We start from the raw sequence: 22837 nt of genomic DNA on the forward strand, positions 1-22837 counted from the left end.
TCAAAGGACCCCATGCCGCGCATCCTCCTCCTCGAAGACGACACCGAAATCCGGCTCGGCCTGGAACAGCACCTGCGGCGGGAGGGCTTCAGCCTCATCCCCGTCGGCACGGGGCGCGATGCCCTGCTGGCCCTCAACGCCAGCGGCCCCAAGCTGGATGCCGCCCTGCTGGACCTCAGCCTGCCGGACATGGATGGTCTGGACGTGCTGCGCGCCATCCGCACCCACGCGACGCTACGCGCCCTGCCCGTGCTGCTGGTGACGGCACGCAGCGAAGAGATCGATCGCGTGCTGGGTCTCGAACTCGGCGCCGACGACTACATCTCCAAGCCCTTTTCCGCACGGGAACTGGCCGCCCGCCTTCGCGCCATCCTCCGCCGCTCGACGCCCTTCGAAGGCGGCGAACGCACGCCCCAGCTGACCTTCGGCCCCATCGCCGTCGACCTCGACATGCACACCGCGCGGGTGGATGGACAACTCGTCGAACTCACCCGCCGCGAATTCGAACTGCTGGCCTACTTCCTGGCCAACCCGCGCCGCGTGCTCACCCGCGAGAAGATCCTGCAGCAGGTCTGGGGCCTCGAATACCTCGGCGAAAGCCGCACCATCGACGCCCACGTGCGTCGCGTGCGCGCCAAGATCGGCGAGACGGCCGCCGAATTCATCGAGACAGTAGTGGGTGTCGGATACCGCTTGGGTGGACCTTCCGGGTCCTGAACAAGGCCAAATGAAACGCCATAAGCGGAGGAAAACGGAGGTGCTGAGGAGAGCGGAGAACTAAAGCAGGCATCTTGCTTTTCTCAGCTACCCTCCGCTTCTCCGCTCACCTCCGCTTCATTTATTCCTTGTAAAGGCAGCGACAGCCCACAGCCAGATCATTGACGTGGCGAATCCTGGGACTCCCCCTGGGGCGGCAGGATCACGCGGAAGGTGGCGCCTTCGCCAGGAACGCTCGACACCGAAACCTCGCCGCCCATCAGGCGGCACAGGTGCTTCACGATGGCCAGGCCCAGGCCCGTGCCCGGTTTGGCCATGGAGGCCTTGGCCCGGTAGAAGCGTTCGAAGATGCGCCCTTGCTCGGCTTCGGGAATGCCTGGCCCCTGGTCCCGCACTTCCCAGATCTGCCCCTGGCTGCTGAGCTGGACCGACAGATCGACGCGGCTGTCGGCAGGGCTGAACTTGAGGGCGTTGGACACCAGGTTCTCGAGCACCTGATGAAGCCGGAGCGGGTCGGCCAGGATTGACGCGCCTTCAGGCGCCCGCACGTCCAGCGCCAGATCCACGCCCGCGGCCTCCGCACGGGGCTGGAGATCCTTCACGAGGGATTCAACAAACGCGCGCAGATCCAGGCGGACCGGGGCCAGGTGCAGGGCGCCGCTTTCGATGCGGCTCAGCTCGGACAGGTCGCCAAGGAGCAGGGTGAGCCGGTCCACGGAGCGCATGATCGACCGCGCACTGGCGCGCGAGGCCTCGTCCAGGTTCTCCTCCTGCAGGTTCTCCGCGGCGATGCGGATGGCCGTGACCGGCGTCTTCAGCTCATGGCTCACATTGGAGATGAATTTCTGCCGGGTGGTCTCCAGGGCCTCCTGGCTCGTGACGTCGTCCAGCGTGAGCAGCACCCCGCTCACCGATCCCAGGGGCGCGAAGGGGATGGCTCGCACGCGCAGGGTCCGGCCCGCCCGCGCGAGGCGCCACTCGCAGGGCGTGCCGCCGAAGGCCTTCTGGACGGCCTCCGGGCCCTCCTGATCGCGGAACACCTCGGCCACCACCATGCCTTTGCCCAAAGGCGCCCCCAGGCCCAGATGGCGCTGGGCCGCCGGATTGAACTGCTCCAGCCTTCCGCTGGCGTCGAAGAGCAGCACGCCTTCTTCCAGCCGCGCCATGATGCCGGGCAGCAGGCGGTCCTCCCGGACGGCCTTGTCCTTCAGGTCGGCATTTTCCCTTTGCAACGCCGACCAGGCGCGGGGAAGGTCCTGGATCACCACGGCCCCCTGGCTGCTGGACAGAGCGCCCCGGGGCTCCGCCAGGGCCCGCACCTGCCACCGGGCCATGAGCACGAGCACGAAGGCGAGGGTGCCGAGCAGGCCCGCCACCCACCACAGCGATACCCCCTGATGCACGCTCATGCCCAGGCCGAAACCGAGGAAGAGCATCGAAACCAGACAGATCAGCGCACGACCCAGAAAGACGGGCATTCCCGATCCGTCGTCACGCTGGGGTTCTGTCTGGTCCATGCACACCGACCATACACCGTCCGATGGCCATCTCCCAGCTTCGGCCGACGAATTTACGCTCCAGTTACGGCCCTCGACCCGGTACAGTAAAGGGTTGATCGTGGGAGACCGCAATGTCCTTGAATGCCTTGATGCGCTGGCTGAAACCTCGGGAGATGGTCTTCTTCGACCTGCTGGAATCCGCGGCTGGAAACGCCTACCAGGCCGCCCAGCTCTTCGATCTCGAAATCCGCACGGGCGATCCCGTCCGCTTCGCCGAGCTGCGCCGGCAGATGAAGGATCTCGAGCACATCGGCGACGACATCACCCGCGAGATCATGGATCGCCTCAACCAGACCTTCGTCACGCCCATCGAGCGCGAAGACATCATGGCCCTGGCCCATGCCCTCGATGACGTGGTGGACAAGATCCACGCCGTCTGCGAGCGCCTGATCCTCTACCGGATCGGCCACGTGATGCCCGCCGTCACCGAGATCAGCTCGATCATCGTCGAAGGCTCCGGGGAGATCCTCCACCTCATCCGGTCGCTGCGGAACATGTCCAACCAGAAGGAAATCCGCGACCGCATCCGGCGCGTGCACACCCTCGAGAACAAGGCCGATTCCATCTACCACGCGGCCCTGGCCCAGGTCTTCGAAGATCCGAAGGATCCCATCGAGCTCATCAAGTGGAAGGAACTCCTCGAGCAGATCGAGGACGCGACGGACAAGATCGAGCTCGTCGCCAAGGTCGTGGGTTCGACCGTCATGCGCAACGCCTGAGGACGCCCATGGTCCTCGCGCTTGTAATGATCGTCCTGCTGGCCCTGGCCTTCGACTACATCAATGGCTTTCATGACACGGCCAATGCCATCGCCACGGTGGTATCGACGGGTGTGCTCTCGGCCCGCAAGGCCATCCTGATGGCCGCCGTGCTGAATTTCGGCGGCGCCCTTCTGGGCACCCAGGTGGCCACCACCATCGCGAAGGGCATCGCCGACAGCCAGTTCGTCGTGCCCGCCGTGATCGTCGCCGCCCTGCTGGCGGCCATCGTCTGGAACCTCATCACCTGGTGGTTCGGCATCCCCTCCAGCTCCAGCCACGCCCTCGTGGGCGGCCTCGCCGGCGCCGTCGTGGCGCAGGCGGGACTGGGCGCCCTGCACACCACCAAGCTGAAGGAAGTGGCCACCTTCCTCGTGGTGTCTCCGGTGGTGGGCTTCTTCATCGCCATGGCCATCATCATCCTGCTGCTCTGGATCTGCCGCCGCGTGGCAGGACACCGAGTCAACGTCGCCTTCCGCAAGCTGCAGCTCGTATCTGCGGGCGCCATGGCCTTCACCCACGGCACCAATGACGCGCAGAAGGCCATGGGCATCATCGCCCTGGCCCTCATCACCTACGGCAAGCTCGAAGCCCACGGCGCGAAGGTCGACGTGCCCGTCTGGGTGAAGCTCGCCTGCGCCACGGCCATGGGCCTCGGCACCATGTCCGGCGGCTGGAAGATCATCAAGACCATGGGCTCGAAGATCGTGAAGCTGAAGCCCATCCACGGCTTCGCGGCCGAGACCTCCGCGGCCATCGTGCTCTTCACGACGGCGCACCTGGGCATCCCCGTGAGCACCACCCACGTCATCTCGGGCGCCATCATGGGCGTCGGGGCCAGCATGAACGTCTCCGCCGTGCGCTGGGGCGTGGCCGGAAATATCCTCGTGGCCTGGGTTTTGACCATCCCCATCAGTGCCCTCCTGGCCGCTGGATTCCTCAAGCTGGTAACGCCCTACTTCTGAGCGAAAGTCGTCGACATGTGACGGCGAGGACATCACACCGTCACACCGCCGACCGACACTTGGTATCCCTGCGCTGCGGATGCCCGTCACCGCTTGGTTTCACCCTTTTCGCGCAGAGTTGGCACCACCGCCACGCCGACGTCATCCGTCCCGCCGATCCTGGATCCAGAACCCAGGGAGGCAGGACCATGACGATCGAGACGCTCACCCCCCACCCCGAAGGCGCCCGCTACACCGTCCGCCCGCTCGGCAGCGCGGATTTCGCGCACCTGCGGCGCCTGGAGTCGGAAATCTGGTCCGATGACGGCACGGGCGAACTCTGCCCACACTACCTGCGCCTCTGCACCGAGCTCTACCGCGACTGGTGCTTCCTCGCCTTCGATGGCGAGCGGCCCGTGGGCTACGTGCTGAACTTCGTGGCGGGCACCACGGTCTACTGCGCCACCCTGGCCGTGCACCCCGAGTACCAGAAGGGGCGGGTGAACTACCTGCTCATCCGGGCCATGGTCTCGAAGCTCCTCAACGAGAACGTCGAGGAGTGCCGCTTCCTCGTCGAACCCGGCAACACCGATGCCCGCAGCGTCCACAACGCCCTCGGCGCGCGGGTGGTGGAGGAGGTGCAGGACTTCTACGCGCCCGGTGACACGCGCCTTTGGTCGGCCATCAACCGGGATGATCTCGAACGCGTCCGCGCCCGCTACACCCGCCTGAAACTGGTGTCGTAGTGCGTCGCCATCGAGCGGCCAAACCCTCCTCGTCCGCCGACCGCGGCGCACGTGGCGGGGGTTTGGGGGCACGGCAGTGCCCCCAAAGGGGTGACAGCATGGGCACGGCTCCCGTGCCCATGCGCCAGAGGGGGCCATGCCCCCATGGGGGTGCACCGGCTGTCCATTTTGCTCATGGTTCCCCTGCCCAGCCGGTGCACCCATGAGCTGGGCCGGCGTCCTCTGGCCCACCTTCGCCCTCCTGCCACGCCTGGCCGCCGGAGCGGAGCCGCAACCCGGATTGCACCGGTGGGCGCGGCGCCTGCTTCCCTCGCTGGGCGTGGACGTGGCTGTTCAGGGGCGCCCGCGCACCGACCTCCCGCTCTGGGTGGCGAACCACCTGAGTTGGGTGGATCCCCTCGTGCTGATGAGCCTCCGCCCCATGGGCACCATCGCCAAGGGCGAAGTCGCCGGCTATCCCCTCATCGGGCGCTGGGCCCAGAAATCCGGCATCCACTTCGTGGACCGGGAGGATGCCCTCAGCCGCGCGGCGGCCCTGGTGGGTTTGCGGGTCTCCCTGAAGCAGGGCCGCGACATGCTGCTGTTCCCCGAAGGCACCACCACGCGCGGCGAGCGCCTGGCGGATTTCTACGAGGGCGGCCTCCGGCTCGCCTTCGAGCTGGGTCTCCCGGCCCAGCCGCTCCGTGTCGCCAGCCCCGCGCCCCACTATCCCTGGACCGGCGACGAGACCCTGCTGCCCCACATCCAGACCCTCCTCGCCACGCGGACCATGGTCTCAGTGACCGCCGAAGAACCGCTGCACCCTTCGGATTTCCGTGATGCCGAAGGCTGGCTCGCCGCCTTCAGGGTGGCCCTTTCCCCCCGGAGTTCTGATGTCCGCTGATGTCCTCATGCAGGGTCTGCGCACGGGCCTGACGCCCTTCCTCGGGCTGCCCCTCTGCATCGATCCCCGCCCCGCCACCGGCGTCGTGCTCGGCGCGCCCTGCGATGCGGGCGTCATCAACCGTCCCGGTGCGCGTCTGGGCCCCTGGGCCATGCGCGCGGCCTCCATGGGCCTGGGTTCCCACCCCATGCCCGAGCGGCTCCGTGAAGGCCGCCCCGTGTTCGGCGCCCCCGCGGCGCGGGGCTGGCTGGACGGCGGCAACATCCCGGCCCTGCCCTTCTCCCTGAGGGACGCCCTGGAGACCGTGCAAGCCACCGTGGGGGCCTGGGCCATGACCGGCTGCCGCACCCTCATGCTCGGCGGCGACCATTCGCTCACCCTCGGCGCCCTGCGCGCCCACGCCCGCCAGCACGGGCCCCTGGGCCTGCTGCACGTGGATGCCCACCCTGACGCCGCCGACGGCGCCGCCTGGGGCACGGACATCCATCACGGCACCTGGCTCCGCCAGGCCATCGAAGAGGATCTGGTGGATCCCGAGCGCGTGATGCAGGCGGGCCTTCGCGCCCCCCGCTTCGATGACGAGGAGCTGGCCTTCCTGTCCGTCGTAGGCGTGCGCATGTGGACGCCCGCGGATCTGCGCGATCCCCTGATGGCCCTGCGGCTGAACGAGGACCTCGCGGCCGTGGGCCGGGGACCGGCCTACGTCAGCCTCGACCTCGACGCCCTCGATCCCATCCTCGTGCCCGCCGTCGCCGAGCCCGTGCCCGGCGGCCTGACCTTCGCCGAGGCCCTGCGCCTGATCCACGCGGCCAGCCAGTGGGCCGAGCCCTGGGTGGGCGCCGACCTCATGGAACTGGCTCCCACCCTCGAAGGCGCCGAAGCCAGCGCCCGCGTGGCCGTCCACCTCGCCCTCCACCTCCTCGCCTGAGGCACCCATGACACCCGCCAACTCCCCCATCGAAGCCTTCCTCCGCCACATCGGCGCCCTGAGCTGGGACGACCTGGTGACCGGCTACGATTTCGGATTCCTCACCTCACTCGAAATCCAGTCCGCCGCGCCCGGCGCAGGTGCGGCCGTCCAGCGGCTGCGGGAACTGGAAGGCTCGGCCCTGAAAACCTTCGAGGCACACCTCTGGGCCGCCTGCGCCGAGGCCGTGGGCAAGACGCCCCGACCCGGAAGCTCTCGCTGGTCGCAGTCGCAAGACCGCTGGCGGGAAGCCCTTCTGCGCGAGGCCCTCGCCGTGGACAGCACCACCGCCCAGCTGGCGCGCAGCGTGGAGCGCCTGTACGAACAGGTCGGCTGCCCCGAGGACATGCTCACCATGCTCAAGCCGTCGCAGCGCTGGTCCGGCACGCCCGCCACCGTGGACCCAGCCGCCGTCGAGCAGTTCCTGAAGCGTGCGCAGAACACATCGCGGCGCTTCGGAGCGGCCTCCTAGCCCAGCCTCACCGAGGCCCCAGGACTGTGGCACTCTGAAGGCCCCCGGAGCCCCGATGCCCCTGCCCGACCCCAGGCTGGACGAGCTGTTGAACGGTGACGCGCCGAAGCTGGAGCCCCTGCTCCGCTGGCTGCTGGAGGCCTCCCCCGAGGATTCGGTGGATGGCGAGGCCCGCCGCACGAGCCGCCTGCGCCGCCTCCACGAGGCCCTTGAAATACGCGGACTCACCGCCAGCCTTTCCGAAGAGTGGAACCACACGTCGGCCATCCGGCTGCTGGCCGAGACGGGCCTGCCTGATCGCACGTCCCTGCTCGGAGAGGGTTTCCTGCGGGTCGTGGACCGCATCATCCCGCGCCTGGATCAGGAGGGGGATCTCTACGCCCTGCTGGATCGCCTGGATCTCGACGGAGCCGATGCGGCCTGGATCGAACGCCTGCCGGAAGACCTGCATGTGGCGTGCAGCGCCCTGTTGTCTCCGCCGCGGGAGATCTGGGTGCACGCGGCGCTGCTTCTGGCCCATCGCGCCGCCGCCGTGGGCCTGTCGCGGGACCTCCTGGCGCTGGATCCCCAGGGGAGTGACGCGGATTCGCCCTTCTTCCACCTGTCGCGGGCGGTCCGGAAACGCGGCGAGCAGCCCCAGGATCACCAGTGGAAGGCCGCCTGGGAAGCCTGCCGCGCGGACTGTGCCGCCGTGCTGGCGCGGGCCCACGCCAACCTCGAAGCCCGCGGCGTCTCCACCGACCTCGTGTTTCGCCTCGAACTGCTGGAGGCGCAGCTTCAGCGCATCGACCGCCTGCTGTCCTTCGCGTCCGGCGAAGGGAATGGCGCGGCCTTCGCCGCCGAACTGGTGCGCGGCAGCGCGGCCCAGCACGGCCTGCGCAGCCTGCTCAATACCAGCGTGAAGCGCCTGGCGCGGAAGGTGGTCGAGCACACGGGAGAAACCGGTGAGCACTACATCGCCCGGGATCGCCGCGAATGGCGCGCCATGGGCTGGTCCGCCGTGGGTGGCGGCGTGCTTACGGCGGGCACGGCCCTGTTCAAGTACGGCCTCTCGGCCCTGCCCCTGGCCCCGCTGCTGCTGGGCCTGTCGCTCTCCTTCAACTACGCTGCGAGTTTCATCCTCATGCAGCTGCTGGGCTTCAGCCTGGCCTCCAAGCAACCCGCCATGACCGCCGCCGCCCTGGCCCGCGCCCTGGAATCGCAGGACGGCCAGGCGCGCGAGATCGAACTGGTGGCAGCCATCACGCGCACCCAGGTCATCACCACCCTCGGAAACGTGTTCTCCGCCATCCCCGTCGCCCTGGTCATCGCCGCCGGATGGTTCTGGCTCCGCGGGCGGGGACCGCTGGGGCTGGAAACCGCCCTCCACGGCCTTCACGCGAATCATCCCCTCCACGCGAGCACGCTCATCTTCGCGGCCGCCACCGGCGTGCTGCTGTGGCTGTCCAGCCTGGCCGCGGGCTGGGCCGCGAACTGGAGCGCCTACCGCCGACTCCCCGAAGCCCTGGCCCAGAGCCATCGGATCCATGCCCTGGTGGGCGCGCGCCGGGCCGAATCCCTGGGCCGATTCGTGGATCACCACATCTCCGGAATCATCGGCTACGGGGCCCTGGGCGGCCTGCTCATCTTCGTGCCCATGGCCTTCGCCTTCGCGGGCATCCCCCTGGAAGTGCGCCACGTCACGCTGCAGTCGGCCTCACTGGCCCTGGCCTGTGCCAGCCTTTGGATCCAGGGTGCCCTGCCCTGGGGCGATGTCCTCTGGGGCCTGCTGGGCATCGGGCTCATCGGCATCCTGAACTTCGCCGTCTCCTTCGCCCTGGCCCTGGCCACGGCCCTGCGCGCGCGGGATCTCAGCGGCATCGACCGCCGCCGTCTCTGGCTCGGCATCCTCAAGGCCTTCAACCGCCAACCCGGACGCTTTCTCCTGCCGCCGAAGAGCGGTGATACCCTCGAGTCCCCTCACTCCGGAGACCCTCATGCGTAGGCTGCTGCTCCCCGCCTTCCTCACCCTTTCCCTGGTCGCCCAGGACAAGCCCGCTCCCGTGCGTCTGACGCCGCTGCGCGTGAGCCCCGCCAGCACGCTGACGCAGGACATCGGCATCAGCAAGATTGAGCTCGCCTTCTCCCGTCCCGCCGTGAAGGGTCGGAAGATCTGGGGCGGCCTGGTGCCCTTCGGCGAGGTGTGGCGCGCGGGCGCAAACAGCGCCACCACCCTCACCCTCAGCCACCCCGCGAAGGTCGCCGGCCACGACGTGCCCGCGGGAACCTACGGCCTGTTCATCGTCCCCGGCGAAAAGACCTGGACCCTGATCCTCAACAAGAAGCCCAAGCAGTGGGGCGCCTACGAGTACAAGAAGGAGGAGGACCTGCTGCGCTGGGAAGTCACGCCCCAGGCCGGGCCCTTCCTCGAATACCTGGAGTACCGCGTGCTGCCGACGGACACCGCGAACGCCACCGTCGAACTGGGCTGGGAGAAGCTGCGCGTCAGCTTCCCCGTGGCCTTCGATACCAAGGCGATCTACTGGGCCCAGCTGGAAGAGACGCTGAAGAAGGCGCCCGATACGGACTGGACACCCTGGTACCAGGCCGCCAAGTACTGCCAGGAGCAGGGCGTCGAACCCCAGAAGGCCCTCGCCTGGATCGAGAAGAGCCTGAAGGCCGGCGAGAGCTTCTGGAACCACGAAACCGCCGCGCGGATCTACAAGGACGCCAAGCGCATGCCCGAGGCCCTCGACCAACTCCAGAAGGCCATCGACCTGTCCCGCGGCAAGGCGCCCAAGGAGTACACCACCAACCTCGAGAAGGAACTCGCGACCTGGAAGGCCGCGAAGTAGGCCGGGAAGGACGCCGCCCTTCCCGGCCCGCCTACATCTTCACGGCCGTTCGCAGGAAGGATTCGGGAAGGGTGACGCCGCTGCGCCCCAGGTTCGCCTGGTGGACGAAGACCGTCAGGCGCCCGCCGATGCGCTCGAAGGCGATGGCGCCGCCCTCGGCGAAGAGCTTGCGGTTGTTGCAGACCACGAGCTTGCCCTGGCCCGCGTAGAACCGCGTCTGGTCCGCCGTGAAGGACCAGGCCAGGTTGGCCTTGGCGTCCACCGAGATGTCCTGCTTCTTCAGCTGCATAACCATGTCGAGCTCCTTGCAGGCGACGCGGCCTTCGGAGCCGGCGCTGCTGGCCAGGATCTGGAGGAACTTGGCAGCCTCGGGTACCGGCACGGCTTCCGCGAAGGCCGATGAAGACGCCGCGGCGACGAGGATCGCCGCGCCGAGGCGCCGCGAGAGCAGGTTGGGATAAGAAAGGGATCGTTGCGGCATGATGGGCTCCGCCCATCCCATCGGCTGGCCCCTTGACGCGGCGGAAACACAGGCGTGACGGGCCTGGAACTTCTACCAGGACCTTTACGAATTCCTAATTGGTCCTGAATCTGGCGAGCGAGGCCGAAAGCTCTTCGGCGATCTGAGACAGGTATTCAGCCGTCTTGTTCACCTCTTCCACCGTGTGCGCGAGCTCCGTGGAGGCCGCGGCGCTGCGTTCGGTGGATTGGGCGGTGTCCTCCACCTGGCGGGCCACTTCGTCCGAGGTGCGCTCCTGTTCTTCGGTGGCGGATCCGATCTCGCGGGCCGCGACGACCACGGCAGAGATGTTCTCCTGGATGGTCCGGATGGTGGTGTCGGTCGCCTCGACGGTACGGATGCCCGTCACCATGGCGTCTTCGGTGCGATGGATGAGGTCCCCGATCTGCTTGGCGGCCTCGGCGCTGCGTTCGGCGAGCTTGCGCACTTCCTCCGCGACCACGGCGAACCCTTTGCCGTGAACGCCGGCCTTGGCGGATTCGATGGCCGCATTGAGGGCCAACAGGTTGGTCTGGCGCGCCAGATCCTGGATCACCTGGACGGCCTTGACCATCTCCTGGGTGGCCTCCCGGATGTCCTGCATGGCCATCACGGTGGCCTCGCCCTGTTGCGCGCCTTCGGCTGCGGCCTTCACCATGGTCTCCGTGCGGGCGTGGCTGCTGCGCACGTTGCCGGCCACCTGCTGGATGGAAGCCGCGAACTCGGTCATGGCCGCGGCCGTCCGCTCGGAGGCGAGCCGCTGATTCTCCGCGAACTGCGCGATCTCGTTGGTGGCCCGCGCCACCTCGCCCGCCGTCGCGCTGAGCTCGGTGGAGCCCGTGGCCACGCGGCTGCTGGTTTCCCGGAGCTGGCTGAACAGGCCCTGGAAGCGGGCCAACATATCGTTGAAGTCCTTGGCCATGCGCCCCAGTTCGTCGTCGGAATGCACGACGAGGCCCTGGGTGAAGTCGCCGTCCACCATGCGCTCCATCCCTTCGGACACCTCCTTCAGGGACCGATGAATCCGGCCCATGACGGCGCCCGAGATGAGCACGCCAAGGACCAGACTGACGATCAGGATGGTCAGCTTCAGGATCGCGCCGTCCCGCACCACCTTCGCCATCTCCGCCTTTTCACGCAGCTCGATGCGCTTCGATTCCGTGAAGGTCGTATCCGCCAGGCCCTTGATGGCCTCATTCATGGGCCGGTCGATGCCCTTCAGCTGTCCATCGACCGCCCGGTAGGCCAGCGGATCCGATGCTCTCCAGGTGGCCAGGGCTTCCCGATACTTGGCCCCGAGCGCATGGAGTTCCTGCAGGGTCTTCTCCAAAGGGCCGGTGGAAATATCCAGATCCTTCAGAGCCGAGCGAAGCTTGGCGAGATCAGCCTCGACCTCCTTTTCCGACTTATCAAAGGCGGCCTTGTACTTGGTCATCTGTTCCGGATCGTGGCCCCGGATGAGGATGTTCTTCCATTCCTGGACCTGGGTCTTGAAGTCGTTCTGCGCCTCCCGGGCCATGTCCCCGGCCTGGGCGAGCCTCATCATGGTGTCCGCCAGTTCGCTGGACTGGGTCGTGAGCCGGTAGGCCACCCAGAAGCCCGCGGCACCAAGGGCCAGGGCCGCCACCATGAGGCATCCGGCCAGCAGCCGGAGTTTCGCGCGGACGGAAATGCGGTCGAGGAAGGACATTCGCATTGACGCCTCCAACTTTGGGACTTGCCATGTAATCGGTTCCCTGAGATCGATTATCAAGTTCTGGAAAATCGGGTTTTTCCGGATCTTGGCATCCCAAAGCCCCTACGGAGCGGCCTCCTGGGAGTCTTTACGCGACGGGGAAGATGCTCCGGCACTGCGCGATCAGTTCATCGGGCGTGAAAGGCTTGCGGAGGGCGGGAACCCCGATGTCCAGGAGCTCCTGGTCCAGGCTCTGGCTGCCGCTGTCGCCCGTGATCACCACCACCTTGGGCAGGAGCGCGGCCCGGAAATCCCGGATCCAGGCCAGCACCGCGAAGCCGTCCAGCCCGGGCATCCGGAGGTCCGTGATGACCAGGTCGAACGGCGTGTGCTCGAGGCGTTGGATCGCCTGCCGTCCGTCGTGCACCCGTTCCACCCGCCACCCGAGGCGGCTGCGGAGCAGTTCCTGAACCAGGTTGGTGATGTACTCCTCGTCATCGATCACCAGCACGGTCAGGCGCCGCTCCGGAGGCAGGCTCGTCGGAACCGGTGACAGGACCCGCGGCCGCTTCGCCGGGGGAAGCGCTGAGCCACCCAGCGCTTCCACGCCCTTGGCCCGGGGGAGCAGCACGCGGAACTCGCTGCCTTCACCCGGAACGCTGTGCACCGAGATCTCGCCCCGGTGCTGGCGAATGATGCCGAGGCAGACGCTGAGCCCGAGCCCCGTGCCCCGCTCTTCGGACTTCGTCGTGTAGAAGGGATCGAAGATCCGGGACAGCTTGTCGGCGGGAATGCCGTGGCCGGTGTCGCTGATGGACACGGCCATCCATTCGCCCTGGGCTTCCACGCGGACCTGGAGCACCTTCCTGGCGGCGTGTTCCATGGCATCGATGGCGTTGATCAGGAGGTTGATCAGGACCTGCTTGATCTGTGCCGCGTCCGCCAGGATCAGCGCCGATGCTGATGGAAGGCTGATTTGCATCCCCACTTCCGCGGCCCGCAGCCGGAACTGCATGATCGAGCCGACCTCGTCGAGGATCGCCCCCAGATCCGTCGGAACGAGCTCCATGGTGGCGGGCCGGGAAAGCTGCAGCAGCTGGCGGATGATCCGCACGGCTTCCTGCGCGCTCTGGGAAATGGCGTTGCAGTGGTTCTGCATCGCGTCATGACCGCCCATCTTCTCCAACCGGTTCATGAGCAGTTCGGAAAACCCGAGCACGGGCGCGAGCTTGTTGTTCAGCTCGTGGGCGATGCCCCCCACCAGCGACTCGAAGAGCGCGGCCTTGTCGTTGATGGCCATCTGACCTTCGAGAGCCCGCTGCTCGGTGATGTCGTGGAGGATGGCGCAGATCTGCCCCGTTTCGCGGACCAGCGACGTGTGGAACTTGAACAACCGCTCCCCGAGGGCGGGCAGTTGAAGCGTGAACTCGGCGGCGTGGTGCCCCTGAAGGGAGGTGTCCGAATCGTGAAGGCTCAGCAGGTCCAGGAAGGCCGCCCGCTGCCGGGGAGGCATCAGGTCCGCCAGGTTGGAACCCGCGCCATCCCAAGCCTCGCCGGCCCCGAGCAGGGTCTGGAGCTTGGCGTTGTGGGCTTCGATCCTCCCATCCGGTTGGAGCAGGGCTACGGCCAAGGGGCTGTGCTGGAAGAGGGTCTGGTAGCGCCCCTGCGACTGCCGCAGCTCATGAAGGCTCCGGAACAGAGCCTGGTTCTTGGTCTGCAATTCGTTCCGCCGGAACTCGGCCAGCTTGAACTGGTGCGCGACGAGCGCAGACTGGGCCCGGACCAGGGCGGGAACCGGGATGATGCCCAGGAACCGGCCGTCCTCGCCCACCATCGGTACGTCCTGGTAGAAGCTCTCGCCCACCCTGGAGAGGGTCCTTTCCAGCAGCACCAGCAGGGGGCTCGACGGGCTCGCGCACAGGCTTCCAGGGAGGATGTGCTCGCGGATCTGGTGGCGGCTGTGGAGGGTGAATCCGAACCGCGTCCCGAGCAGCGTGCCCAGGTGTCCCCGCGAAATGAGTCCGACGTAGCGCACCCCGTCCACCACCGCCGCAAACTCATGGGGATGATGGCGGAAATGTTCGGAGACCTGCTCGACCGTCAGATCCACTTGGACGCATTCGTGGTGGTCCACCAGGCTCGAAGGGTCCAGAGAAGGCCCTTGGGTCCAGGAAGCTGTGTGGGTCGAGCCATGTCCGCGCGGCATGGAGCCATCTTCGGCCGGGCCTGGTGCCGCCGGGCGACCGCAGGGTAACCAGGGCGTAACGATCCCCATGACGCCTGCCCCTGGTGAACCCTAGCCTTCGATCCGCCTTCATGGGCGCCGAACGCGCCGTTGCCACCTCAGGAACGGAGGATCGTCCCCAATCCTCCCGACCCTGCTTCCGGCGGACCCTCATGCCTCCCAGGGATGGCGCGACTCCAGTGCCAGCACGTCTCCGCCGAGGCCAGTGGATCTGTCACCCGCCTGGGTTCTCCGAATTCCAGGGTCGCCCGGATGGGCCCGGCCTTCAGCAGGCGATAGAGATGGGGCAGCAGGGTGTCCTTCCCCACGAAGGCCGCCAGGCGCGGTGGGTCATAGGCCAGGCGGAAGGGCTGCACGAGAAAGCCGCCCTCCTTCGCGATCTTGAAGGCGCCGGGCCGCCAAGGCCGCCCTTCCTCCAGCGAGGTGGTACCCGAGGGGAACAGCCCGAGGCTCATGCCCCGAGCCTCCAGGCAGTCTGAAATCGCGCGCACCGCCTGCCGCCGTGACCCATCGGATTCACGCTTGACGAACACCATGCCCGCCCGGCGCCCGGCCGCCCCGAAGAGGGGCCACCGCGCGATCTCGGCCTTGCCCAGGAAGACGACCGGCACCTGGCTCAGGAGCACAGGAATGTCCAGGTAGCTCAGGTGGTTTCCGACGAACAGAGCCGGTGACCGCAGCGGCTCGATGGAACCCACGCGCTGCACGTCCACATTCAACAGGGGCAGCACGTCCTTGGCCCAGGCCGAAAGGAGCGCCTGGAGGGCTTCGCGAGGAATGTGCCCCCCGTTCTGGGATTCACACCGCGCACCGAGCTGGTGGTAGCGGAGGATGCTGCCGAGGATCCGCGCCATGCGCAGGAACGTTCCTCCGGGAAGCTGGTCCTGATGCGGGATTCCGGCCAGCGAGGCCAGGGCCCCGCCCTCCTCCGCGACCAGGCTCGTGGAACTCCTGTCTGCCATCACATGCCTCGGGAACGCGTCCTCCGGAGGCCGGGGAGCAGATGAACGTTTCGCGGATCAGCCGGAAGGAAAAAGCATGGCTTGCGCGTCAGGAGTTGCCGGTTCGTCACGCCGCCACAGCCTAGCGAACCCGTGTAAACCGCGCGTACCCATCCTGTGCCCGGACCAAGACCTGGTTCAGACGCCCTTTTTCTCAGCTCCCCAAAGCACCTTGTGCAACTGCACCTGCACCCGCACGGGCAGGCCGTCGGCGACCACCTGTTCGGCCAGCCAGGCCGGATCGAGGCGGCCCCAGACCGGGCTGAAGAGCACTTCGAGGCGATCCCACACGGCTCTTTCGGCGCACCAGGCCTTGGCCCACGCATAGTCGGCCTGGTCGCAGAGCACGAATTTCAGCTCGTCCTGGCCGGGCACCATGTGGTCCAGGTTCGATTCGAGCCAGCGCTGCACCTCACCGCTACCCGGGGTCTTGCGATCCACGATCTTCACCACCTCGCGCGGAACGGGCGCCAGATCATGGCTGCCCGCCGTCTCCAAGGCCACCTCGTAGCCCAGGTCCAGCAGGGCCCGCAGCAGGTCCGGCGCCTGGGGATGGGCCAGGGGCTCGCCGCCGGTGAGTTCGACGAAGGGCGCATTGGGCCCCTTCCGCGGCGGTCCGAGGCGCTGGCGAACCTCGGCCAGCAGGTCGTCGACCTCGCGCATGCCGCCCTCGTAGAACGCGTATTCCGTATCGCAGTAGGTGCAGCGCAGCGGGCATCCCGTGAGGCGGATGAAGAGGCAGGGCCTGCCAATGCGGGCGCCTTCCCCCTGAACGCTGTAGAAAACCTCATTGACCTTGAATTTCATTCAGCACCCGACCCATTCAATTGTCCTCCGCTCCCACCCTCCGGGTGATCGCGGGGCGCCCAAGACTACCCCCGAATCGGACGCGCCACCGGCGCGTCCTCCCGCTCACGCAACGCGTTCGCGGACGGGGCTCCGTCCTTCCCCCTGCACGCTGTAGAACACTTCATTGACCTTGAACTTCATCGATCGAAACCCCTCGGCCCCATTCTCCCATGGCGCTTTCCTGGATTCCGATTCCTGTGGGAGCATCTTTCCTTTCCCGGGGTGCTCATGTCTGGTCGCTGGTTCCTGGTGGTTCTGCTCCTGTGCGCGGCGCTCGGAGCCGAAGCGCCGGAGCTCCTGGAGCCGGTCCAGACCCGCTACACCAAGCAGGAAGTCCTCGTACCCATGCGGGACGGGGTGAAACTCTTCACCTCGATCTACCTGCCGAAGGATGCGGGACATCCCCACCCGATCCTCCTGAACCGGACCCCCTACAGCGTGGGCCCCTACGGGCCCGACGCCTTCCGGAGCGGCGTGGGCCCCTCGGCCGCGTTCGCCAAGGAGGATTACATCGTCGTCTACCAGGATGTGCGCGGGCGCTTCCGCAGCGAGGGGCAGTTCGTGGACGCCCGGCCCTTCAATCCGGCCAAGGGCCCCCGCGACACGGACGAAGGCACGGACACCTACGACACCATCGAGTGGCTGCTGAAGAACCTTCCCAACCACAACGGCCGGGTGGGCCAGTGGGGCATCAGCTATCCGGGCCACTACGCGGCCCAGGGCATGCTGTGCGGGCATCCGGCCCTGAAGGCCGTCTCGCCCCAGGCCCCCATGATCGATCTGTGGGAAGGCGATGACAGCTATCACCGAGGCGCCTTCCAGCTCACGGCCAATTTCGGGTTCTTCCTCTTCTTCCACAGCCAGCGCGAACCCTCCGCCGACCTCCACCCGGCCTTCCTCCAGCCGGGCACGGCTGACGGCTATCGATGGTACCTGGAGGCGGGCCCCGTGGCCGGCCTGCCCGCCAAGGTCCAGCAACAACCGGAACCCATCTGGGAGGATTACCTGCGCCACACCACGTACGACGCCTACTGGCAGGCGCGGAACCTGCGCCCCCACCTGCGCGGGGTACGCCCCGCCGTGCTCACGGTCGGCGGCTGGTTCGATGGCGAGGATCTCTTCGGCGCCCTGGCCTGCGCCGCCACGCTCGATCAACAGAGCCCCGGCACCGACAGCCACCTCGTGATGGGGCCCTGGACCCACGGCCAGTGGGCCAGTGGGGACGGCAGCCGTATCGGACCCGTGGCCTTCGGATCGAAGACCGCCGCCTGGTTCGAGGAGGAGGTCGAACTGCGCTTCTTCAACCAGCACCTCAAGGGAGAGGCGGGTCAGGCCCTGCCCAAGGCCACAATGTTCGAAACGGGCAGGAACCAGTGGCGCACCTTCGATGCGTGGCCACCCCGGGCCGCCAAGCCCAAGACCTTCTACCTGGAAGCCAGGGGCCGGATCGGCTCGACAGCGCCCTCCGATCAGGCCCCAGTCTTTGACGCCTTCACCAGCGATCCCGCGAGGCCCGTGCCCTACACCCAGGACATCAGCTTCCACTACTCGGCCCCCTACATGGTGGAAGACCAGCGCTTCGCCGCGCGGCGGCCGGATGTGCTCGTCTTCGAGACCGCGCCGCTCGAGGCGGATCTCACGCTCGCCGGGCCGCTGCGGCCCGTACTCCAGGTGAGCACCACGGGCACCGACAGCGACTGGATCGTGAAGGTCATCGACGTCTTCCCCGACGATGCCCCCGACCCCGAAGATGCCCCGCGCGGCTGGCACGCCGCGGGATCCCAGATGCTGGTCCGCGGCGACGTCATGCGCGGGAAGTTCCGCCACAGTTATTCGAAGCCCGAGCCCTTCGTCCCGGGGAAACCCACCGAGGTGGCCTTCACGCTGCCGGATGTCTTCCACACTTTCCGCAAGGGGCATCGCCTCATGGTCCAGGTGCAGTCGTCCTGGTTTCCCCTGGTGGACCTCAATCCCCAGACCTTCTGCGAGATTCCCACCGCCCAGCCCACGGTCTTCCAGAAAGCCGAGCAGCGGCTCTACCACTCCAAAGCCCTGCCATCCCGCCTCGAGGTGCTGGTGCTGGATTGACCTTCAAAGCCAGCGCCGGCCGCCATCCTGAGTGAGGATCTCGCCGGTGAGGAAGGAGCTATCGGCCGCGAAGCGCACGGCGCGGAACAGATCCGCCGGTTCCCCGATGCGCTTGAGGAGCGTGCGGTCCGCGAGAAAGCTAGGATCGCTGCCCGCATCGGGAAGGACAGCACCGAGTGCGTGCCCCACCACCCGCACCTTCGGCGCGAGCAGCTGGGCGAGTCCCGGCACCAGCGCCGCCAGCCCGGCCTTGGCGGCGCTGTAGGGAAGTCGTTTGAGCCAGGGATTGTGGATGGACGTGTCCAGGAGAAGCTGCAGGCAGGCGCCTTCCACCAGCCGCGGCCCGAGGGCCTGGGCGCACAGGAATGGGAAGCTCAGGTTCATGCGCCAGGTGGCTTCGAGAGTCCCGCGGGTCCAGCTTCCCAGGGGCTGTTCGGGAAAGGTCCCGGCAAGAATCACGGCGCCGGAAATAACCCGCCCTTCCCCCTCCAACGTGTCCAAATCTGCCATCATTCGGGAAACCAGGTTCGGGTTCTCAGCATCCCACTGAAGCGTCCGACTCCACCCTGTCTTCGACAAGTCGCCTACCCATGATTCGCCCTCCCAGGGCTCGGAACTGGTCAGCACCAGATCGTGGTCCCGGGCCAGATCCTCGGCCAGGGCCCGGCCCAATCGCCGCCTTCCGCCGACGAGAAGCCAGCATTCCCTGCCGTTCCGCGCATTCCGCTCCATGCGGGCATTCTTCCACAAAGGCCTCATGAATCCCTATCTGAAACGCATCCGGTGGCGGCTGATCTGGATCAGCTTCGTCTGCCTGACCACGGCCCTCGGGTCCTTCGCCCTCAACCACTGGGTCTACGGCCGGTCCGACGATCAGTGCTCCTGGCAGGTTGAGAAGGGCAAGATCGTCATCCGCGAAATCCTGCCGGACGGCGTGGCCGAAGAAGGCGGCCTGCTGGAGGGCGACGAGCTGGTGAAGATCCAGGGCCGTGCCTTCGAAGGCAGCCTGGACGGAACCGCCAAGGCCCAGCGGTTCATCAACAGCAAGCCCGAAGGCGCGATCCTGATCTACACGGTGAAGCGCCAGGGCCGCCAGATCCTCGTCCCCATCCGCCTCGTGAAGCCTCTGGATTTCATCCAGCTGGCCCTGCTGGCGAACGGGCTCATCGCCTGGCTCATCAGCCTGCTGGTGGTGCTTTCCGCGCCGGAGCGGAAGTCCTCGCGGCACTTCTTCTACCTGGCTGCGGCCGCCCTGCTGGTCTCAAGCACGTTCCAATCGGGCAACCTGCCCCTGGCCCTGAGCCTGGCCCTCATTCTTCTCGTGGGCGTGGCTTCCGCCATGCTCCCGCCGCTGTGGATCCACTTCTTCCTGCGCTTCCCCCACCCTTCGGACCTGCGCAAGAACCGGCGGTTCCTGCAGATCATCTACGGAACCTTCGCCCTGCTCGCCCTGGCCCTCGTGATCCTGCAGGTCTCCGCCTTGACGACCGATGGGACCGTGGCCACCGACGGGGTGCTGGGACCGGTCATCAAGGTCTACCGGATCGTCGCCGTCCCGCTCTACATTGCCGCGGCGCTCACGGGCCTCGGATTCTTCATCCGGGGCACCTTCAAGGCCTCGGAACGGCTCCGGAAGGCGCTCTGGCCCTCGTTGATCGTGGCGGCGGCCCTCTGCCTCGACCTGCTGGCCATGGTCGTCCTCCAGGGCCGGTACGGCCGCAGCCTGCTCTTCACGCGGCAGATCTTCGTCTTCATGCTGCCCGCGCCGCTTCTGCCCCTCAGTTTCGCCTACGCCATCTTCCGCCACGGACTGTTCGACGTGCAGAAGGTGCTCATCCGCTGGGCCAGCTACATGGCCATCCTGGGCCTCACGGTCGTCGCCTACCTGGGCGGCCTGGCCTGGGCCTTCTCCCACCTTTCCGCCATCCCGTCCGGCTGGACCGGCGCCCTCATCGGCATCCTCGCCCTGCCACTGGGCTGGATCCTCCGGCGGCTGCTGAAGGGCATCCGCCGCCGCTTCCGCCGTGATTTCTCCAGCACCCGCGAAATCGCCCTCAGCGCCGTGCGGGAACCCCGCAAGCGCTTCAGCGAGGAATCCCTGCTCCGCTCCCTGCGCCGCGCCCTCGGCGAAGCCTTCCAGCCCCACCTGCTGGAGATCCTGCCCATCGAGGACCGCCAGGTGCTGCTGCCCGCCGCCGAAGGGTCGGACCGCGAGGATCACCGGGTGCACTTCCCGCCCCAGCCTCTGAAGATCCCACCCAGTCTGCTGCGCCTCGCCCGCGAAAACCGCGAGCTGGTGCTGGGCCTTGGCGGGGAGGAGGCCGACTGGATCCGCGAGCAGGGCGGTACCCTGCGCGCCCACGTGGACGCCCTGGAAGCCCAGCTGATGCTCCTCATCCTCGCCGGGGACGTGCCCCACAGCGTGGTGCTGCTCGGCGGCAAGTACGCCGAACTGAACTATGGCCGTGAGGACCGCGAACTCCTGCGGGAGGTGGCCCTCGCCTCGGGCCAGGTCCTGGAAACCGCCCTCATGCACCAGCGGCTCGTGGCCCAGGAACGCCTGAGCCAGGAACTGGAAACGGCCCGCCGCATCCAGGAGGGCCTCGTCACCTCCCAGGTGCCTCCCATCCCCGGCTTCCACGTGGCCCTGCGCCTGGAACCGGCCCAGGAAACCGGCGGCGACCTGCTCTTCGTGAAGCGCCGTCCCAGCGGCAAATGGATCGCCGCTGTGGGCGATGTCTGCGGCAAGGGCCTCGCCGCGGCGCTCTACATGGCCCAGGCCACGGCCCTGCTCGAACAGGCCGCCCAGCGGGAGGACCAGGGCCTGGAGGAGATCCTCTGCTCACTGGATCAGACCCTGCGGCAGCTCCTCGGCCACCGGGGCTTCCTGACCCTCATCCTCCTCGAATGGGACGAGGCGGGGAATTACCGCCTGGCGCGGGCGGGCCATCCCGGCGCCCTGGTGCTCGAAGGGCTGCACGAGAACGGATCCTCCGAAGTGGTGCCCCACGGCCGGGGCCTGGGCCTGCGCCCCGCGGGACCCGGTGACTGGCAGGTCATCGAAGGCGTCCTTCCCCCCAAGGGCTGGATGGTGCTCTACAGCGACGGCCTCTCCGAAGCCATGAACCGCGAGGGCGAACTCTACGGACTGGATCGTTTATGCGCCCAGCTGCGCCGCCTCTGGGGCACCGGGAGCCCCCGGGCCGCCTGCGAAGCCGTCTTCCACGACGTGGCGGCATTCGATACCCAGAACCGCGATGACCGAACTTTGTTTATCCTGGGACGGGAGGCCTGATGCGCCGTTCTTCCCTCCGATGGATCATTCCGACCTTCCTGGCCCTCCAGTTGGGGCTCCTCTGGATCCAGGGGGCCCAGCTCCACCAGCAGAACCAGGTGCTGCAGGCCCTGCGCGAAGACATCCAGAGCCTGGCGGAATCCATCGAGAACAGCCAGGCGGAAACCTCTTCGGACGAGGAGGGATCGGCGGTTCCCGCGAGCACCCCGAAACCCGCCGCACCCCATAAGAAGGTGGCGGTGCTCGGCGTGGAGGAAGATCAGGAATCCGCCAACAAGGATCTGCAGGCCTCCAGGGAATCGGCGCAGAAGGCCATCAAGGAAGCCCGGGAAGTCCAGTCCAAGCTTTCCATCGAGGAGAACGCCCGCAAGGCTGAGGAGGCCAGCAAGGTGCAGGCCGCCACCAACGCCTGGCAGCGCTGGTTCTGGGGCGCCCTCGCCGTGGTGGTGCTGGCCCTGGCGGCCCGCTCCATGTACCGCCGGCGCGGCTGATGTCCCTGCTCGAGTACCTCCGCGAGGACCCTGAATGCCGCCACCTCGCCGAGGGCGCGGTCCATGCGGTGGCGCCCGCACTGGATGATCCGGATCCCGATGGCGTGTCCATGCAGTTGAACGAGTGGGCCTTCGCCCTCGCCGGACGCATGCCCCTGCCCTGGAACACCCACAAGGCCATCGACGCCCTGAACCAGCTGCTCTTCAGCGACCTGGGCTTCGAAGGGGACCGGGACACCTACGACGATCCCCTGAACGCGCTGCTGCCCGCCGTCATCTCCCGCCGGAAGGGGTTGCCCATCTCGCTCTCCATCCTGTGGATCGATCTGGCCCGCCGCATGGGGTTCGATGCTGTGGGGGTGGGGCTGCCAGGGCATTTCATCACGGCGCTGCGCACCGACTTCGGTCTGCTTTGCTTCGACCCCTTCCACAAGGGACGGCCCGTCGGCGAGGAGGGCGGCGCCGAGCTGGTGCGCTCCGCCACCTCCGGACGCGTGGCCTTCCACCGGGACATGCTCCGTCCCGCCACCCACCGCGAGATTCTCATCCGCCTCGTGCGCAACCTCCACCTCCGCTTCATGCACGCCGAAGACTGGGACGAGGCCCTGTGGACGGGCACCCACCTCATCCTGCTCGACCCCGAGAACCACCGGAGCCACAAGGAGCGCGCCTTCATCCATCTGCAGCGCGACGAGCCCCGTGCCGCGCTCAACGACCTCCGCGAAGCCCTGCGCCTCTGCCCGGATCCCGATCCCGAAATCCAGACCTGGATGGCCCAGCTCGAACAAAGCTGAGGGACCAAAGCTGAGGAACA

At 67.5% G+C, this 22837-nt stretch carries 20 protein-coding genes; 13 read left to right on the plus strand and 7 right to left on the minus strand.

What is annotated here, in order from left to right; translation table 11 throughout:
- Positions 1-12: 12 nt before the first annotated feature.
- Positions 13-717: a response regulator transcription factor gene (locus QSJ34_RS04350; protein ID WP_285570812.1), complete on the plus strand. Its 705-nt coding sequence runs from the start codon at positions 13-15 to the stop codon at positions 715-717.
- Positions 718-875: 158 nt separating this feature from the next.
- Here QSJ34_RS04350 and QSJ34_RS04355 read toward each other — a convergent pair whose 3' ends face one another.
- On the minus strand, positions 876-2195 hold the full coding sequence (locus QSJ34_RS04355) for a sensor histidine kinase (protein WP_285570813.1): 1320 nt from the start codon (positions 2193-2195) through the stop codon (positions 876-878).
- A gap of 152 nt (positions 2196-2347) precedes the next feature.
- On the opposite strand from QSJ34_RS04355, the gene QSJ34_RS04360 reads away from it, so the two are divergent.
- The 8 genes from QSJ34_RS04360 to QSJ34_RS04395 all read left to right on the plus strand — a co-directional run bounded on the left by QSJ34_RS04360 (position 2348) and on the right by QSJ34_RS04395 (position 9880).
- Positions 2348-2995, plus strand: coding sequence for a DUF47 domain-containing protein (locus QSJ34_RS04360; RefSeq protein WP_285570816.1), 648 nt, complete (start codon positions 2348-2350; stop codon positions 2993-2995).
- Positions 2996-3003: 8 nt separating this feature from the next.
- Positions 3004-3999, plus strand: a complete 996-nt coding sequence (locus QSJ34_RS04365; protein WP_285570819.1) for an inorganic phosphate transporter — start codon at positions 3004-3006, stop codon at positions 3997-3999.
- 188 nt (positions 4000-4187) lie between these two features.
- Positions 4188-4724: a GNAT family N-acetyltransferase gene (locus tag QSJ34_RS04370; RefSeq protein ID WP_285570821.1), complete on the plus strand. Its 537-nt coding sequence runs from the start codon at positions 4188-4190 to the stop codon at positions 4722-4724.
- Positions 4725-4926: 202 nt separating this feature from the next.
- Positions 4927-5607, plus strand: a complete 681-nt coding sequence (locus tag QSJ34_RS04375) for a lysophospholipid acyltransferase family protein (RefSeq protein ID WP_285570824.1) — start codon at positions 4927-4929, stop codon at positions 5605-5607.
- Positions 5597-6535 (plus strand): arginase family protein, encoded by a 939-nt coding sequence (locus QSJ34_RS04380; protein ID WP_285570826.1) that lies wholly within the window; start codon positions 5597-5599, stop codon positions 6533-6535. The genes QSJ34_RS04375 and QSJ34_RS04380 overlap by 11 nt, the downstream gene beginning before the upstream one ends.
- A gap of 7 nt (positions 6536-6542) precedes the next feature.
- Positions 6543-7046, plus strand: a complete 504-nt coding sequence (locus QSJ34_RS04385; protein ID WP_285570828.1) for a hypothetical protein — start codon at positions 6543-6545, stop codon at positions 7044-7046.
- Between the two features lie 55 nt (positions 7047-7101).
- Complete coding sequence (locus tag QSJ34_RS04390) at positions 7102-9030, plus strand: hypothetical protein (RefSeq protein ID WP_285570831.1); 1929 nt, start codon at positions 7102-7104, stop codon at positions 9028-9030.
- The gene (locus QSJ34_RS04395) at positions 9023-9880 is read left to right on the plus strand and encodes a DUF2911 domain-containing protein (protein ID WP_285570834.1); all 858 of its coding nucleotides are present in this window, start codon (positions 9023-9025) and stop codon (positions 9878-9880) included. Before QSJ34_RS04390 ends, QSJ34_RS04395 begins: the two co-directional genes overlap by 8 nt.
- 31 nt (positions 9881-9911) lie before the next feature.
- Here QSJ34_RS04395 and QSJ34_RS04400 read toward each other — a convergent pair whose 3' ends face one another.
- The 5 genes from QSJ34_RS04400 to QSJ34_RS04420 form a co-directional block, all read right to left on the minus strand.
- Positions 9912-10361, minus strand: a complete 450-nt coding sequence (locus tag QSJ34_RS04400; RefSeq protein WP_285570836.1) for a hypothetical protein — start codon at positions 10359-10361, stop codon at positions 9912-9914.
- 94 nt (positions 10362-10455) lie between these two features.
- Positions 10456-12075: a methyl-accepting chemotaxis protein gene (locus tag QSJ34_RS04405; protein ID WP_285570839.1), complete on the minus strand. Its 1620-nt coding sequence runs from the start codon at positions 12073-12075 to the stop codon at positions 10456-10458.
- Positions 12076-12202: 127 nt separating this feature from the next.
- Positions 12203-14188: an ATP-binding protein gene (locus QSJ34_RS04410; RefSeq protein ID WP_285570842.1), complete on the minus strand. Its 1986-nt coding sequence runs from the start codon at positions 14186-14188 to the stop codon at positions 12203-12205.
- A 209-nt stretch (positions 14189-14397) separates the two neighbouring features.
- Positions 14398-15261, minus strand: a complete 864-nt coding sequence (locus QSJ34_RS04415; RefSeq protein WP_285570845.1) for a lysophospholipid acyltransferase family protein — start codon at positions 15259-15261, stop codon at positions 14398-14400.
- Positions 15262-15438: 177 nt separating this feature from the next.
- The gene (locus QSJ34_RS04420; protein ID WP_285570848.1) at positions 15439-16107 is read right to left on the minus strand and encodes a radical SAM protein; all 669 of its coding nucleotides are present in this window, start codon (positions 16105-16107) and stop codon (positions 15439-15441) included.
- A gap of 270 nt (positions 16108-16377) precedes the next feature.
- Between QSJ34_RS04420 and QSJ34_RS04425 the strand changes: the two genes are divergently transcribed.
- A complete protein-coding gene (locus QSJ34_RS04425) occupies positions 16378-18237 on the plus strand; it encodes a CocE/NonD family hydrolase (RefSeq protein WP_285570851.1) in 1860 nt (619 codons plus the stop codon).
- Positions 18238-18240: 3 nt separating this feature from the next.
- On the opposite strand, the gene QSJ34_RS04430 is transcribed toward QSJ34_RS04425, so the two are convergent.
- Positions 18241-18996 carry an SDR family oxidoreductase gene (locus QSJ34_RS04430; RefSeq protein WP_309568722.1) on the minus strand — a complete coding sequence of 252 codons (756 nt, stop codon included), beginning with the start codon at positions 18994-18996 and terminating at the stop codon, positions 18241-18243.
- Between QSJ34_RS04430 and QSJ34_RS04435 the strand changes: the two genes are divergently transcribed.
- Genes QSJ34_RS04435 through QSJ34_RS04445 form a run of 3 tightly spaced genes read left to right on the plus strand, consistent with a single transcriptional unit; the run spans position 18995 to position 22817 of the window.
- A complete protein-coding gene (locus tag QSJ34_RS04435) occupies positions 18995-21532 on the plus strand; it encodes a SpoIIE family protein phosphatase (RefSeq protein WP_285570854.1) in 2538 nt (845 codons plus the stop codon). The genes QSJ34_RS04430 and QSJ34_RS04435 overlap by 2 nt on opposite strands.
- A complete protein-coding gene (locus tag QSJ34_RS04440) occupies positions 21532-22023 on the plus strand; it encodes a hypothetical protein (protein WP_285570857.1) in 492 nt (163 codons plus the stop codon). The genes QSJ34_RS04435 and QSJ34_RS04440 overlap by 1 nt, the downstream gene beginning before the upstream one ends.
- A complete protein-coding gene (locus tag QSJ34_RS04445; RefSeq protein ID WP_285570860.1) occupies positions 22023-22817 on the plus strand; it encodes a SirB1 family protein in 795 nt (264 codons plus the stop codon). Before QSJ34_RS04440 ends, QSJ34_RS04445 begins: the two co-directional genes overlap by 1 nt.
- The last annotated feature ends 20 nt before the right edge of the window (positions 22818-22837 follow it).

Source organism: Geothrix limicola (genome assembly GCF_030268085.1).
Lineage (GTDB): Bacteria > Acidobacteriota > Holophagae > Holophagales > Holophagaceae > Geothrix > Geothrix limicola.

Excerpts from the sequence above, each read along its gene's own strand:
- QSJ34_RS04360 (WP_285570816.1), top strand. The coding sequence starts at position 2,348 with ATGTCCTTGAATGCCTTGATGCGCTGGCTGAAACCTCGGGAGATGGTC.
- QSJ34_RS04370 (WP_285570821.1), top strand. The coding sequence starts at position 4,188 with ATGACGATCGAGACGCTCACCCCCCACCCCGAAGGCGCCCGCTACACC.
- QSJ34_RS04400 (WP_285570836.1), bottom strand. The coding sequence starts at position 10,361 with ATGCCGCAACGATCCCTTTCTTATCCCAACCTGCTCTCGCGGCGCCTC.
- QSJ34_RS04435 (WP_285570854.1), top strand. The coding sequence starts at position 18,995 with ATGAATCCCTATCTGAAACGCATCCGGTGGCGGCTGATCTGGATCAGC.
- QSJ34_RS04415 (WP_285570845.1), bottom strand. The coding sequence starts at position 15,261 with ATGGCAGACAGGAGTTCCACGAGCCTGGTCGCGGAGGAGGGCGGGGCC.
- QSJ34_RS04440 (WP_285570857.1), top strand. The coding sequence starts at position 21,532 with ATGCGCCGTTCTTCCCTCCGATGGATCATTCCGACCTTCCTGGCCCTC.
- QSJ34_RS04395 (WP_285570834.1), top strand. The coding sequence starts at position 9,023 with ATGCGTAGGCTGCTGCTCCCCGCCTTCCTCACCCTTTCCCTGGTCGCC.
- QSJ34_RS04365 (WP_285570819.1), top strand. The coding sequence starts at position 3,004 with ATGGTCCTCGCGCTTGTAATGATCGTCCTGCTGGCCCTGGCCTTCGAC.
- QSJ34_RS04355 (WP_285570813.1), bottom strand. The coding sequence starts at position 2,195 with ATGCCCGTCTTTCTGGGTCGTGCGCTGATCTGTCTGGTTTCGATGCTC.
- QSJ34_RS04380 (WP_285570826.1), top strand. The coding sequence starts at position 5,597 with ATGTCCGCTGATGTCCTCATGCAGGGTCTGCGCACGGGCCTGACGCCC.
- QSJ34_RS04390 (WP_285570831.1), top strand. The coding sequence starts at position 7,102 with ATGCCCCTGCCCGACCCCAGGCTGGACGAGCTGTTGAACGGTGACGCG.
- QSJ34_RS04375 (WP_285570824.1), top strand. The coding sequence starts at position 4,927 with ATGAGCTGGGCCGGCGTCCTCTGGCCCACCTTCGCCCTCCTGCCACGC.
- QSJ34_RS04385 (WP_285570828.1), top strand. The coding sequence starts at position 6,543 with ATGACACCCGCCAACTCCCCCATCGAAGCCTTCCTCCGCCACATCGGC.
- QSJ34_RS04420 (WP_285570848.1), bottom strand. The coding sequence starts at position 16,107 with ATGAAATTCAAGGTCAATGAGGTTTTCTACAGCGTTCAGGGGGAAGGC.
- QSJ34_RS04425 (WP_285570851.1), top strand. The coding sequence starts at position 16,378 with ATGTCTGGTCGCTGGTTCCTGGTGGTTCTGCTCCTGTGCGCGGCGCTC.
- QSJ34_RS04405 (WP_285570839.1), bottom strand. The coding sequence starts at position 12,075 with ATGCGAATGTCCTTCCTCGACCGCATTTCCGTCCGCGCGAAACTCCGG.
- QSJ34_RS04350 (WP_285570812.1), top strand. The coding sequence starts at position 13 with ATGCCGCGCATCCTCCTCCTCGAAGACGACACCGAAATCCGGCTCGGC.
- QSJ34_RS04430 (WP_309568722.1), bottom strand. The coding sequence starts at position 18,996 with ATGAGGCCTTTGTGGAAGAATGCCCGCATGGAGCGGAATGCGCGGAAC.
- QSJ34_RS04445 (WP_285570860.1), top strand. The coding sequence starts at position 22,023 with ATGTCCCTGCTCGAGTACCTCCGCGAGGACCCTGAATGCCGCCACCTC.